Genomic DNA, 12,864 nt, shown 5'->3' on the forward strand with positions numbered 1-12,864 from the left:
TCCCACCGCCTCCCCCAGCCACCACGCGGCCAGGACCAGCGCCGACACCGGCATCAGCGCCGTGAACAGCGCCGCCTCGGCGCCCCGCAGCCGGGCGGCGCCCGCGTACCAGAGCAGGAAACCCGCCACCGTCGGCACCAGCGCGTAGTAGGCCACCCCGGCCAGCGCCTCGGCCGGCACCGGCTGAAGCCAGGCGCGCTCCAGCAGCGCGGGAACGACGGACAGCAGCAGCCCCAGCGCGACCATCGCGGTCGATTGCACGAGCGGCGCCAGCGGCACGCGCAGCCGCTTGTTGAGCAGGATGAACAGCGACTCGAGCGCCACCGCCCCCAACACCAGCAGGTTGCCGAGCAGCGCGGTCGACGTGCGCTCGCCGCCCCCATCGCCCGGACGCAGCGTGATCGCCAGCACGCCCAGGCTCGCGAGCACGATCCCGCCCACCAGATAGCGCCCCGGCCGCTCGCGCAGCGCCAGCACGGCCACCAGCGCGGCCATGGCCGGCAGCGTGCCGGTCACCACGCCCGCATCGGCGGCCGGCGCCCAGCGCACACCCAGGATCAGCAGCACCGTGTAGCCGACGCTGCCCGCCGCCGCCTGGCACAGCAGCAGCACGGCGTCGTGGCGGTCCGGGCGCGGCCAGCGCACGCGCAGGAACCCCATCAGCGCCACGAACACGGGCAGCGCCAGCGCAAAGCGCAGCGCGGTGGCCGTGAACGGCGGCAGGCCGCTGGCGATGAGCTTGCTCGCGACCACCGTGCTGCCGACCGTGACCATCGCGAGCGCGCACAGCCACATTCCCTTGCTTCGTTCCGACATGCTGATCGCCTTCCGTTCTGCAGAAAGCGCGAGCGTCTCCCGCCAGGGGCGCAGCAGTCTTGAACGAAATTGCAGGAATCGAGCTAGCGCGCCGCCGCATACGCGCCGGGCGTGAAGCCCAGGAAGCGCACGAAGGCCCGGGTCATGTGGCTCTGATCGGCAAAGCCCGCGCCGGCCGCGGCATCGGCCAGCGCCCTGCCCTGCGCGATCAGTCGGCGGGCGCGCGACAGCCGGCATTGCTGCAGCCAGGCATGCGGCGGCAAGCCGAAGGCAGCTGCAAAGCCACGCAACAACTGGTAGCGGCTCAGGCCCGCCTCGCGCGCCAGTTCGGCGAGCGTGGGCGCGTGGATGCAGTCGTCGGCGATGCGTGCACGTGCACGTTCCATCGCTGCCGGCGCCACACGGCGCGGCGACTCAGGAGCCCGCGCGCCGGGGGCATCGCGCAGCAGTTGCAGCACGCCCTGCTCCAGCGCCAGCGCGTCGTCGCCTTCGACGACGGCCACGAACAGCCGGTCGAAGCCCTGCCGCAGCGCCGGATCGCTCAGCACCGGCTGCGTCAGCTCGAATCCCGGCGGCACACCATCCGACAGCAGCGCAGGCGCCAGATGCAGCATCCGCCAGGCCCGCGCTTCGCCGTGCATCGCGACACCGTCGTGCACCTCGCCCGGATTGACCGTGATGACATCGCCGCGCACCGCCTCGACCGCGCCACGCCCGCTGGCCGAGCGCTGTCCGCCGCGGTCCATCACGCCGATGCCGAACACATCGTGCATGTGGCGCGGAAAGCTGCGCTTCGATTCAGCCGCGATCGCCTGCAGGCCCGGCAGCGCCGAGCCGCGGATGCGCACGGCATCGACAGGCGCGGACCTCGATGCCATGCCGGAAAGCCTCAGCGCGCCTGCTTCGCCAGCCAGCCGCGCAGCCGCTCGACGCCCTGCACCAGCCGCTGCGGGTCTTTCGACGCGAAGCACCAGCGCAGCCAGCCCTGCGCCTCGGGCGCGAAGGCGTTGCCCGGCGCGAGTCCCAGGCCCGCTTCGGCGACCAGGCGCTTGGCGAGCTCGAGCGAATCGCCGAAACCTTCGAGCCGGAAGAAGGCATACATGCCGCCCTTGGCCGGCGCCACCTGCACGCCCGGCACCGCCGCCAGCAACGGCACCAGCGTATCGCGGCATTGCTTCAGGTGCGCGACCACGCGCGGCGTGATGTCGGCCGTGTGCTCCAGCGCCGCGATGGCGGCGCGCTGCGTGAACACGCTGGCGCACGAGGTGTTGAACTCGATCAGCTTGCCGATGCCGTCGACCATCGCCGGCGGCAGCACCAGCCAGCCGAGACGCCAGCCGGTCATGAGGAAGCTCTTCGAGAAGCTGTGCGTGACGACGAGGCGGTCGTCCGGCGTCGAGATGTCGAGGAAGCTCGGCGCGCAGCCGTTCGGAGTGGGCTCGAAGTACAGGCGCTCGTACACCTCGTCCGCCAGGATCCAGGTGCCGGTCTCGCGGCAATGGTCGAGCACGGCCTGCTGCTCGTCGCGCGTCATCGTCCAGCCCGTGGGGTTGTTCGGCGCGTTGACGATCAGCAGCTTCGTCTTCGGCGTGACCGCCGCGCGCAATGCGGGCAGGTCGAGCGTCCACTGGCCGTTCACCGGCACCAGCGGCACGGTGCGCACCTGCGCGCCCATGATCGCCGGCTGCGCCGTGAGGTTGGGCCACACGGGCGTGACGGCGACCACGTCGTCGCCCGCATCGACCAGCGCCTGCACCGCGAGCATCAGCGCGCTCACGCCGCCCGAGGTGACGGCGATGCGCGAGGCGTCGACCGTCGGGTGCAGGCGGCTGGTGTAGCGCGCGATGGCTTCGCGCAGCTCGGGCAGGCCGAGGTTGTGCGCGTAGAAGGTTTCGCCGCGCTGCAGCGACTCGATGGCCGCCTGGCGGATCACCTCGGGAGTGACCTCGTCGCTCTCGCCGAACCAGAAGGCGAGCACGTCGTCGCGGCCCATGCCGGCATTGGCGACTTCGCGGATCTTCGAGGCTTCGAGGTGGTGGATGGCTTCACGCATGTCTGGGGGTTCCTGTGCTGTCGGGTGTCGTCTGCCTCAAGGGCGCTTCATCTTGCAGGACGTGGGCTGCTCGGCGCGCTCGGGCGCAATCGTCTTGATCACGCGAAAGCCGTAGCCCGAGCCCTCGACGTCGAACTGCACGCCGGGCTTGCCCTGCTTGTCCATCACGCCCACCACGAGCTGCTGCTGGAACTGGTGGTCGGCCGCGCGCATGCGCCCGCGCTGGCCGTACAGGCTCACGTCGGCCTGCTCCAGCGCGCGCGCCAGCGGCACGGCCTCGGTGCTGCCCGCGCGTTCCAGCGCCTGCGCGAGCGACTCGACCAAGAGCTGCATGCGCATGTGCACGTAGTCGTCGGCCGGGCGCGGAAAGCGCGTGCGAAAGGCCCGGTAGAAGGCTTCGGACTGCGGCGTCTGCACGTTCGGCAGCCAGTCGGCCACGGCGACCACGCGGCCGATGCCCGCGTCGCCGATGGCGGCCGGCGCGCCCAGCGCATTGCCGTAGAAGGTGTAGAAGCTGCCGTTGAAGCCGGCTTCGCGCGCGGCCTTCACGAGCAGGGTGAGGTCGTTGCCCCAGTTGCCAGTGACCACCGCCTGCGCGCCGCTGGCGAGGATCTTGGTGGCGTAGGGCGCGAAGTCCTTCACCTTGCCCATGGGGTGCAGCTCGTCGCCGACGATTTCCACGTCGGGGCGCTGCACGCCCAACTGGCGGCGCGACTCGCGCAGCACGGCCTGGCCGAAGCTGTAGTCCTGGCCGATCAGGTAGACGCGCTTGAGCGCCGCGTCGTCCTTGACCACGTCCATCAGCGCGGCCACGCGCATGTCGGCATGGGCGTCGAAGCGGAAGTGCCAGAAGCTGCAGCGCTCGTTGGTCAGCACCGGATCGACGGCCGAGTAGTTCAGGAAGATCGCGCGGCGCGAGGGGTCGCGCTCGTTGTTCTTGTCGATGGCATCGATCAGCGCCGCGGCCGTCACCGACGAGTTGCCCTGCAGCACGATGCGGGTGCCGTCGTCCATGGCCGCGCGCAGCGCCGACAGCGCCTCTTCGTTCTGGCCCTTGCTGTCGTAGCGGTCCAGTTGCAGCGGCCGCGCGCCGCCCGGCAGCTTCACGCCGCCGCGTGCATTCACACGCTCCACGGCCCACAGCAGGTTGCGGAACACGGCCTCGCCGGTGTTGGCAAACGGGCCGCTCATGCTCTCGATCAGCGCCAGCCGGATGGGGGCGGGTTGCGGGGCCTGGGCCAGGCCAGCGAACGGGGTCGCGCATAGCGCCGCCGCTGCGAATTTCAAGGCCTGGCGGCGCCAAATAAAGGGGGTTTTCATTGTCTTGAAACGCGTGCCGATGCGCCTAGATGAGGTGTCAAGCGGCACTCACGATGGAAAGGCCGCGCAGTGTAAGGGACACACATTCCATGTCCCCATTGTGTTCATTCACCCAGGAGTTTTCGCCATGTTCTTCACCCCCACCCACCGCGCGCATTTCGCTCCCCGTGCCCACGACCGCGCTTTCGAGCGCTTCGTGAACGAGGCTTTTGCCGGCGCCCGCCGCTCGCCCCTGGTCGAGCAGGACGACAAGAGCTGGACCCTGTCGCTGGACGTGCCCGGCCTGTCGCGTGAAGACCTGTCGGTGGCCATCGAAGGCGCCGTGGTCCGCATCGAAAGCAAGGCCGAAGCCAAGCGCCAGATCAAGCTCGCCTACGAGCTGCCGCAAGCCATCGACCTGGCCACCAGCGAAGCCAAGCTGGAGAACGGCGTGCTGACCCTGAAGCTCGGCAAGCTGGTGCCCGCAAGCCAGGTTTCGCACTTGCAGATCAACTAGTCCGGGCGATGCCCCCACGAAGAAAATGTTAGTGACAGCTTGTTTTGACTTTAAACAAGCGCCGTATTCACAATAGTGCCGGATAACGTCACATGATGTGACGATTTATTAGTACTTTCTTCTTCGTGGGCATCTCGTAAACGCATCGAGTTCCCGGGCGGTGCGGACAGCGGGTGTGCCTCAAGGCACCATGAAAACGCACCTGCAGTCAGCCAATGACAACGAACGGTCCGACACGCTCCTGATCTTCCTGCCAGGGGCCTACCTCAAACCCGAAGAGTTCGAGCGCGAGGGTTTCATCAGCGCCGTGCGCGAGCGGCACCTCGCAGCCGACGCACTGCTGGTCGATGCGGACGTCTCCTACTACTACGACCAGACCCTGAGCGAGCGGCTGCACGCCGACGTCATCGAGCCCCAGCGGGCCAAGGGCTACACCTCGATCTGGCTGGTCGGCATTTCCATCGGCGGGTTCGGCGCGCTGATCCACGAACTGGCGCGGCCAGGCTCGGTGGACGGCATCGTGGCGCTGGCACCCTACCTGGGGCGCCGCGTGCTCGGCGCCGAGATCAAGAAGGCCGGCGGCCTGCGCGCCTGGCAGGCGCCCACCGGGCCGCAGCCCGACGAGGAACCCGACCGCAAGCTCTGGCCCTTCTTCCAGCAGTACCTGGCGCCGAAGCCTTCCCAGGACCTGCCGCCGCTGTACCTGGGTTTCGGCCTGGCCGACCGCTTTGCCAGCAACCACAAGCTGCTGGCCGACGCCCTGCCCCCGGGGCGCGTGTTCACCACCGAAGGCGGCCACGACTGGCCCGAGTGGCGCCAGCTGTGGCGCAACGTGCTCGACGTGCTGCCGCTGCCCTCGCTGGGGCGTGCACGGCCGCAGCCGGCTACACGGTTTCCGGCAGCGGCGTCTCGGGCGTCATCAGCGATGCCATCGGCCATCGCGGCTTGACGTCGAAGGCATAGCGCTCCGAGGCCTGCGACAGGCCTGATTGCAGCCGCATCGCCGCCGCCATGGCGATCATGGCGCCGTTGTCGGTGCACAGGTGCAGCTCGGGGTAGTGCACGCGCACCTTGCGCTTCGCGCAGGCCGCGTTCAGTTGCTCGCGCAGGTTCTTGTTGGCCCCCACGCCACCCGCCACCACCAGCCGCTTCAGGCCGGTCTGGTCCAGCGCCGCGAGCGACTTCTTCAGCAGCACCTCGACGATGGCCGCCTGCGTGGACGCCGCCAGGTCGGCCTTGCGCGCCTCGAGCTGGTCGCCGAGCTTCTTGGCCTGCGTGAGCACGGCCGTCTTCAGTCCGGCAAACGAAAAGTCGAGATCGCCGCTGTGCAGCAGCGGGCGCGGCAGCTTGAAGGCCGCGGCGTCGCCCTCTTCGGCCAGCTTCGCCAGCCAGGGGCCGCCGGGGTACGGCAGGCCCATGAGCTTGGCGCTCTTGTCGAAGGCCTCGCCCGCCGCGTCGTCGATGGTTTCGCCGAGCAGTTCGTAGCGGCCCACGCCGTCGACCCGCATCAGCTGCGTGTGGCCGCCCGACACCAGCAGCGCCACGAACGGAAATTCGGGCGGGTCGGCGCTCAGGAACGGCGACAGCAGATGCCCTTCGAGGTGATGCACCCCCAGCACCGGCTTGCCCAGCGCCACGCCGAGCGCGCAGGCCACGCCCGCGCCCACGAGCAGCGCGCCGGCCAGGCCCGGGCCGCGCGTGTAGGCCACCACGTCGATCTCGGCCAGCGAGCGTCCGGCTTCGGCCATGACGGCTTCGGTGAGCGGCAGCACGCGGCGGATGTGGTCGCGGCTGGCCAGCTCGGGCACCACGCCGCCGTAGGCCTGGTGCATGGCGATCTGGCTGTGCAGCGCGTGCGAACGCAGCAGCGGCAGCGCGTCGCCGTGCGACTCGACCAGCGCCACGCCGGTCTCGTCGCAGGATGATTCGATTCCCAACAAGAGCATGGCGCCGAGTGTAGGGGCCGCCCGCCGGCGGCGCCCGCGAAGGGACAAGCGAGGCACGGAAGTTGCACGAGCGGAAGGCGCCCCTTCCGCGCCCCCACGAATGACTTCCGGCCTGAGCTTCCTGATCGCCGCGCGCCGATGCGAGATCGACGCGCTGGACCAGCTCGCGCGCACCAGCGAGCTGGTCGGCGCGATCGGGCGGCTCGTGCATGCGCTGCAGCGCGAGCGCGGCATGTCGAACGTATTCCTGGCCTCGCACGGCGGGCGCTTTGCCGACCAGCGCGGCCCGCAGATCGCCGAATGCCTGGCGCTCGAGCAGCAGGTGCGCGCCGGCTTCGACCGGCTCGAGGCCGAGCACCACCGCGCGGTGGGCGCCGGCCATGGCGCGCGCCTGTTCAGCCGCATCGCCTGGGTGCTGCCCGGCCTGGACGCCCTGCCCGCGCTGCGCCGGCGCATCGACGCGCTCGAACTCCAGCCCGCGCAGGCCGTGGCCGCCTTCGCCAAGCTGGTGGCCGGCCTGCTGGCGGTGGTGTTCGAGGCGGCCGACGGCGCCACCGACCCCGAGATCTCGCGCCTGCTGGTGGCGATGTTCAACTTCATGCAGGGCAAGGAGTTCGCCGGCCAGGAGCGCGCCTTCGGCGCCGCCGCACTCGCGCTGGGCCGGGGCGACGATGCGCAGCGCCAGCAGTGGCGCCACCTCATCGAGTCGCAGGAGCGCTGCTTCCAGGTGTTCATCGATTTCTCGGGCGACGCGGTGCGCACGCTGTGGCACGACAGCCAGTCGGACGCCGTGCTCGCCGAACTCGAGCGCCTGCGCCGCAAGGGCGCCACCTCGGTGCCGGCCGACGCGCTGCTGAGCCAGGCCTGGTTCGACTGCTGCACGCGGCGCATCGACGCCATGCAGACGGTCGAGAACCGCCTCTCGGCCGACCTGCGCGCGCTGTGCGACCACAAGACCGCCCAGGCGCGCAGCGAGCTGGCGGCCTATCGGCAGCTGCTCGGCACGCTGGCCCCGCAGGCCGGCGGCGCCCTCTTCTTCGACGATGCCCAGCAGGCGCAGGACGCCACGCCGGCGCAGCTCGGGCGCCACCTCGAACGCTCGGTGCTCGACATGGTCCAGGAGCAGTCGCAGCGCCTGCAGGCCATGAGCGACGAGCTCGACACCGTGCGTGCCTCGCTCAACGAACGCAAGATCGTCGAGCGCGCCAAGGGCCTGCTGATGGCGCACCGGCGCCTGAGCGAGGCCGAGGCGCACAAGATGCTGCGCCAGACCGCCATGAACCAGAAGCGCCGCCTCGTCGACGTGGCCGAGTCGATGCTGGCCATGGCCGACTACCTGCCGCTCGAGCCTGCACCGCGGCGCTGACCCGGGCCGCTTGGATTGGTGCAGCGCACAACAACTGTGCGTCGCCCGGGTTAGCGAGCCAGCAGGAACTTTCTCCTGCACCGGCGCGCCCTGCCAGCTATCTTTTCCATAGCTCCCAACGGCGGGTTCGAGCTGGCACGTCGCTTGCGTAGTCCTTGGCACGGGACCGCAAGGTCTCAAAGGCAGGTTGCACCCAACGGCGGGTGCGGCCCACCGAACCGGACAAAGGCGTCCCCATCCCGCAAGGGCTCGTTCACGAGCAGCCCCTGCGCGGTGCGGACGCCTTTTCGTTTTTGTCTTTCACTTCTGGAGCCCCGCCCATGTCCGATCTGCTGCTGAAAACCAAACTGAGCCGGCGCCGCGTGCTGCAGGCCGCCGCCCTCGGCGCCGTGGGCATCGACCCCGCGCTGCGCGCCGCCGTCTGGGCCCAGGGCTCGGACAAGCCCGAAAAAGAAGAAGTGAAGATCGGCTTCATCCCGCTGACCGATTGCGCCAGCGTGGTGATGGCCTCGGTGCTGGGCATCGACAAGAAGTACGGCGTGAAGATCGTGCCGAGCAAGGAAGCCAGCTGGGCCGGCGTGCGCGACAAGCTCGTGAACGGCGACCTCGACATGGCGCACGTGCTCTACGGCCTGGTCTACGGCATGCACCTGGGCGTGAGCGGCCCGAAGAAGGACATGGCCGTGCTCATGACCCTGAACAACAACGGCCAGGCCATCACGCTCTCGAAGAAGCTGGCCGACAAGGGCGCGGTCGATGCGGCCTCGCTCGCCAAGCTCATCGCCAAGGAAAAGGGCGAGTACACCTTCGCCCACACCTTCCCCACCGGCACCCACGCCATGTGGCTGTACTACTGGCTCGCCTCGGCCGGCATCGACCCGTTCAAGGACGTGAAGAACATCACCGTGCCGCCCCCGCAGATGGTGGCCAACATGCGCGTGGGCAACATGGACGGCTACTGCGTGGGCGAGCCCTGGGGCCAGCGCGCGATCATGGACGGCATCGGCTTCACCGGCATCACGACGCAGGACATCTGGAAGGACCACCCCGAGAAGGTGCTGGGCTGCACCGCGGAGTTCACGAAGAAGTACCCGAACACCGCGCGCGCCGTCACGGCCGCGATCCTCGAGGCCGGCAAGTGGATCGACACCGGCCTGCAGAACAAGAACAAGATGGCCGAAACCATCGCCGACAAGAGCTACGTCAACACCAGCGTGGACGCCATCAACCAGCGCATCCTGGGCCGCTACACCAACGGCCTGGGCAAGAGCTGGGACGACCCCAACCACATGAAGTTCTACAACGGCGGCGCCGTGAACTTCCCGTACCTGTCGGACGGCATGTGGTTCCTCACGCAGCACAAGCGCTGGGGCCTGCTGAAGGAGCACCCCGACTACCTGAAGGTGGCCACCGAGATCAACCGCATCGACATCTACAAGCAGGCCGCCGCCGCTACGCAGACGCCCGTGCCCAAGGACGTGCTGCGCACCAGCAAGCTCTTCGACGGCACCGTCTGGGACGGCAAGGACCCGAAGAAGTACGCCGAGTCTTTCAAGCTCCATGTCTGAGGAGAAACGCACCATGGTCAGCGCTGTCTTCCATTCCCCGCTCGACGCCGTGGCCTCGCAGGTCACCGCGCCCGTGGTGTCCAGGCCCCTGGCACCCGCCCCCGCCGTTGCAGTCGCTGCGGCGGCACCCGTGCCCCGCACCCGCACGCCCCTCGATCTGCGCGCCTTCTGGATGCGCGTGCTCCCGCCGTTCCTGGGCTTCGGCCTGCTGGTGCTGGTGTGGGAGATCGTCGCCATGAAGAGCACCACCGGCTTCCCTTCGCCGCTGGCCACCTGGCAACAGGCGCTCACGGTGTTCAGCGACCCGTTCTACAGCAAGGGGCCGAACGACCAGGGCGTGGGCTGGAACGTGCTGTCGTCGCTGCAGCGCGTGGCGCTGGGCTTCGGCCTCGCCGCAGCGGTCGGCATTCCGGCCGGCTTCGCCATCGGGCGCTTCGAGTTCCTCTCGCGCATGTTCAACCCGCTCATCAGCCTGCTGCGCCCGGTGTCGCCGCTCGCGTGGCTGCCCATCGGCCTGCTGGTGTTCAAGGGCGCCAACCCGGCCGCGATCTGGACCATCTTCATCTGCTCGATCTGGCCGATGGTCATCAACACCGCCGTGGGCGTGCAGCGCGTGCCCAGCGACTACATGAACGTGGCCAAGGTGCTCAACCTCAGTGAATGGAAGATCCTCACCAAGATCCTCTTTCCCGCCGTGCTGCCCTACATGCTCACGGGCGTGCGGCTGGCCGTGGGCACCGCGTGGCTGGTGATCGTCGCAGCCGAGATGCTCACGGGCGGCGTCGGCATCGGCTTCTGGGTGTGGGACGAGTGGAACAACCTCAACGTCGCCAACATCATCATCGCGATCTTCGTGATCGGCATCGTCGGCCTGGTGCTGGAGTTCGCGCTCATCAAGCTAGCTACCGCATTCACGTTCGAAGAGGTGAAGTCATGAACGACGACAGCAAGTACATCGAGATCCACAACGTCGAACAGGCGTTCAAGACGCCCAAGGGCCGCTTCGTCGCGTTGCGCGACGTGAACCTGAACGTGGCCAAGGGCGAGTTCGTCACGCTCATCGGCCACTCGGGCTGCGGCAAGTCGACGCTGCTGAACCTGATCGCCGGGCTGACCACGCCCACACAGGGCGTGCTGTTGTGCGCCAACAAGGAGATCAAGGGCCCGGGGCCCGAGCGCGCCGTGGTGTTCCAGAACCACTCGCTGCTGCCCTGGCTCACCTGCTTCGAGAACGTGTACCTCGCGGTCGAACGCGTGTTCGCGGCCACCGAAAGCAAGGCGCAGCTGCGCGAACGCACCGACGCAGCGCTTGCGCTGGTGGGCCTCACGCCCGCGGCGCAGAAGCGCCCCGGCGAAATCTCGGGCGGCATGAAGCAGCGCGTGGGCATCGCCCGTGCGCTGTCGATGGAGCCCAAGGTGCTGCTGATGGACGAGCCCTTCGGCGCGCTCGACGCCCTCACCCGCGCCAAGCTGCAGGACGAGCTGCTCGCCATCGTGCAGAAGACGCGCAGCACGGTCGTCATGGTCACGCACGATGTCGACGAGGCCGTGCTGCTCAGCGACCGCATCGTGATGCTCACCAACGGCCCGGCCGCCACCATCGGCGAGGTGCTGGCGGTGGACATCGCGCGCCCGCGCAACCGCGTCGCACTGGCCGAAGACCCGGCCTATGTGCATGCGCGCAAGGCGGTGATCGATTTTCTCTACACGCGCCAGGCGCATGTGGAGAAGGCCGCGGCCTGACCCGGCAGGCGCGGCACGACGGGCATCAAGACATGATGACCTGCAGGCTGTGCTCGTACCACCCCGTGAGGCGCTCGAAGGTGTCCACGAGCGCCTCGCTGGAACGCACCAGCGTGGCGCGCCCTTCGGGGCTGTCGAGCGCCTGCACGCCGCCGACGAGGCGCAGCCACTCGTCGCGCGCGCTCGCCAGCCCGGCGCGGATCTCGGGCGAGCTGAGCGGCGCGCGCTCCAGCTCCAGCAGCGCGGCTTCGAATTCGTTCATGGTCGGCAGCAGCCGCTCGCGCGAGGCGCCGGCTGCGAGTGTCGAGGCCAGCAGCGCGTCCTTGGCCAGCCGCTGCGCGCGCATGCGTTGCCGTCCGCAGATGTTGACGATGCGCAGCGCGCGCCGCGCACCCGAGGCCTCCAGCGCATCCGTCAGCGACTCGGCCGCCGACAGCAAGGCCTCGCCGCGTGCATCGATCGCAGCCAGCCCCTGCGACGCGGGCTTGGCCGCCAGCAGTGCGGCCAGCGCGAGCCACGCGGCCTGCACCTCGCCGAGCGCCTGCACGCCGGCCGGGCCCAGCTCGAGGGCCGTCAGATGATCCAGCGTCTGCTGCACCCGCTCGGTCGACTGCGTGCGCAGCACGCGCGCGCGCTGCGCGTCGATGCCGGCCGCGAGCTGCGCCGCCACGCGCACCAGCCGCTGCGAGAGCATGCGCAGCTGGCCCGCGCGGTTGATCGCCTCGGCCCACTGCGCGGCCTCGATGACCGAGCGCGACACCTCGCCCAGCCGCAGGTTGGCGTGCATCGCGGCGCCGCGCAGCAGGCCGAAGGCCTCGTCCTCGCCGATGCCGCGCGCGGACATCAACAGGCCCTTGGCACGGTCGACCCACTTGCGCTCGTCCATGCGGGTGCGCAGGGCGTCGAGTTCGGTGCGCAGCGCGGCCTCGCGGGTCCAGCGGGCCTGCGCCTGCGCGATCAGTGCGGCGAGCGCATCGGCGCCATCGATGGGTACCCACCCGTGCACGCCCGCGGCCACGAGCGCCGCGTGCTGCGCGCCGTCCAGCGGCGCGCTCATCACGCCCAGGGCGCACGGCGGCGCGCCGCCCCAGGGGGCCAGCGCTTCGAGCAACGCGTCGAGCTGCGGCTCTGTTTCATCCAGATGCACCAGGACCATCGACGGTGCAAGCGCCTGCGTGCGCTGCACCAGCGTGTGGCAGCCCGCGCGCCCGAGCACCGCGACGCCCGCGGCATCGATCGACTGCTGCAGCGGCGCCGGCAAGGGCTCGCCTTCAGCGGGTTCAGGGGAAAGGACGACGAGAAGGGACATGGCGGCAAGGTGTGGCAAGGCCCGGGAAGCATAGGCCACGCCAGCCTGCATTCGCAGGCACGCCTCTTGCATCGAAGGGGGCACGGTGTAACGAAGCACCGCTTTGGTGAGGCTGCAGGTTCCTGCATCCAACCCGGCCCTCCTCAGGCCGGGCTCACCCCCATGCCGACGGTATTCGCCGCCGGCCTCCCGACTCCACCCCTGTCCGTCGACACGGCCGCTTCCCGGTCGCGCCGCGGCTTTTTGC

At 69.5% G+C, this 12,864-nt stretch carries 11 protein-coding genes and 1 pseudogene; 6 read left to right on the plus strand and 6 right to left on the minus strand.

The annotated features are described in order from the left end of the window. The 4 genes and pseudogenes from AC07YS_RS16640 to AC07YS_RS16655 form a co-directional block, all read right to left on the minus strand. Window positions 1–816 (minus strand): DMT family transporter (locus tag AC07YS_RS16640; protein WP_492742442.1); only part of this gene is annotated, 816 nt, incomplete at its 3' end. Window positions 817–899: 83 nt separating this feature from the next. Then, a complete protein-coding gene (locus AC07YS_RS16645) occupies window positions 900–1,694 on the minus strand; it encodes an AraC family transcriptional regulator (protein ID WP_495267572.1) in 795 nt (264 codons plus the stop codon). 11 nt (window positions 1,695–1,705) lie between these two features. Next, a pseudogene (locus tag AC07YS_RS16650) lies at window positions 1,706–2,875 on the minus strand (pyridoxal phosphate-dependent aminotransferase); the annotation flags it as partial. A 30-nt stretch (window positions 2,876–2,905) separates the two neighbouring features. Beyond that, the gene (locus AC07YS_RS16655; protein ID WP_493193871.1) at window positions 2,906–4,189 is read right to left on the minus strand and encodes a branched-chain amino acid ABC transporter substrate-binding protein; all 1,284 of its coding nucleotides are present in this window, start codon (window positions 4,187–4,189) and stop codon (window positions 2,906–2,908) included. 127 nt (window positions 4,190–4,316) lie between these two features. Between AC07YS_RS16655 and AC07YS_RS16660 the strand changes: the two genes are divergently transcribed. Then, on the plus strand, window positions 4,317–4,685 hold the full coding sequence (locus AC07YS_RS16660) for an Hsp20/alpha crystallin family protein (RefSeq protein ID WP_139702817.1): 369 nt from the start codon (window positions 4,317–4,319) through the stop codon (window positions 4,683–4,685). Window positions 4,686–4,875: 190 nt separating this feature from the next. Beyond that, window positions 4,876–5,634: an alpha/beta hydrolase gene (locus tag AC07YS_RS16665; RefSeq protein WP_095949087.1), complete on the plus strand. Its 759-nt coding sequence runs from the start codon at window positions 4,876–4,878 to the stop codon at window positions 5,632–5,634. On the opposite strand, the gene tsaD is transcribed toward AC07YS_RS16665, so the two are convergent. Beyond that, complete coding sequence (gene tsaD / locus AC07YS_RS16670; protein WP_492736350.1) at window positions 5,570–6,631, minus strand: tRNA (adenosine(37)-N6)-threonylcarbamoyltransferase complex transferase subunit TsaD; 1,062 nt, start codon at window positions 6,629–6,631, stop codon at window positions 5,570–5,572. The genes AC07YS_RS16665 and tsaD overlap by 65 nt on opposite strands. Window positions 6,632–6,731: 100 nt before the next feature. Between tsaD and AC07YS_RS16675 the strand changes: the two genes are divergently transcribed. The 4 genes from AC07YS_RS16675 to AC07YS_RS16690 all read left to right on the plus strand — a co-directional run bounded on the left by AC07YS_RS16675 (window position 6,732) and on the right by AC07YS_RS16690 (window position 11,308). Next, on the plus strand, window positions 6,732–7,997 hold the full coding sequence (locus AC07YS_RS16675; protein WP_062475447.1) for a nitrate regulatory protein: 1,266 nt from the start codon (window positions 6,732–6,734) through the stop codon (window positions 7,995–7,997). Between the two features lie 320 nt (window positions 7,998–8,317). After that, complete coding sequence (locus tag AC07YS_RS16680; RefSeq protein ID WP_062475451.1) at window positions 8,318–9,565, plus strand: CmpA/NrtA family ABC transporter substrate-binding protein; 1,248 nt, start codon at window positions 8,318–8,320, stop codon at window positions 9,563–9,565. 13 nt (window positions 9,566–9,578) lie between these two features. Beyond that, entirely contained in the window at window positions 9,579–10,502 is a 924-nt protein-coding gene (gene ntrB, locus AC07YS_RS16685; RefSeq protein ID WP_495267573.1) for a nitrate ABC transporter permease, read from the plus strand. Beyond that, window positions 10,499–11,308, plus strand: a complete 810-nt coding sequence (locus tag AC07YS_RS16690; RefSeq protein WP_319356511.1) for an ABC transporter ATP-binding protein — start codon at window positions 10,499–10,501, stop codon at window positions 11,306–11,308. Before ntrB ends, AC07YS_RS16690 begins: the two co-directional genes overlap by 4 nt. Before the next feature lie 25 nt (window positions 11,309–11,333). Here the strand turns inward: AC07YS_RS16690 and AC07YS_RS16695 are convergent, their stop codons facing one another. Further along, on the minus strand, window positions 11,334–12,617 hold the full coding sequence (locus AC07YS_RS16695; protein WP_495267574.1) for an ANTAR domain-containing protein: 1,284 nt from the start codon (window positions 12,615–12,617) through the stop codon (window positions 11,334–11,336). Window positions 12,618–12,864: the final 247 nt, after the last annotated feature.

The sequence above is a fragment of the Variovorax sp. GW458-11-26-14-LB1 genome (genome assembly GCF_059423965.1).

Coding starts and splice junctions, on each gene's coding strand:
- AC07YS_RS16645 (WP_495267572.1), bottom strand. CDS start 1,694: ATGGCATCGAGGTCCGCGCCTGTCGATGCCGTGCGCATCCGCGGCTCG.
- AC07YS_RS16655 (WP_493193871.1), bottom strand. CDS start 4,189: ATGAAAACCCCCTTTATTTGGCGCCGCCAGGCCTTGAAATTCGCAGCG.
- AC07YS_RS16660 (WP_139702817.1), top strand. CDS start 4,317: ATGTTCTTCACCCCCACCCACCGCGCGCATTTCGCTCCCCGTGCCCAC.
- AC07YS_RS16665 (WP_095949087.1), top strand. CDS start 4,876: ATGAAAACGCACCTGCAGTCAGCCAATGACAACGAACGGTCCGACACG.
- tsaD (WP_492736350.1), bottom strand. CDS start 6,631: ATGCTCTTGTTGGGAATCGAATCATCCTGCGACGAGACCGGCGTGGCG.
- AC07YS_RS16675 (WP_062475447.1), top strand. CDS start 6,732: ATGACTTCCGGCCTGAGCTTCCTGATCGCCGCGCGCCGATGCGAGATC.
- AC07YS_RS16680 (WP_062475451.1), top strand. CDS start 8,318: ATGTCCGATCTGCTGCTGAAAACCAAACTGAGCCGGCGCCGCGTGCTG.
- ntrB (WP_495267573.1), top strand. CDS start 9,579: ATGGTCAGCGCTGTCTTCCATTCCCCGCTCGACGCCGTGGCCTCGCAG.
- AC07YS_RS16690 (WP_319356511.1), top strand. CDS start 10,499: ATGAACGACGACAGCAAGTACATCGAGATCCACAACGTCGAACAGGCG.
- AC07YS_RS16695 (WP_495267574.1), bottom strand. CDS start 12,617: ATGTCCCTTCTCGTCGTCCTTTCCCCTGAACCCGCTGAAGGCGAGCCC.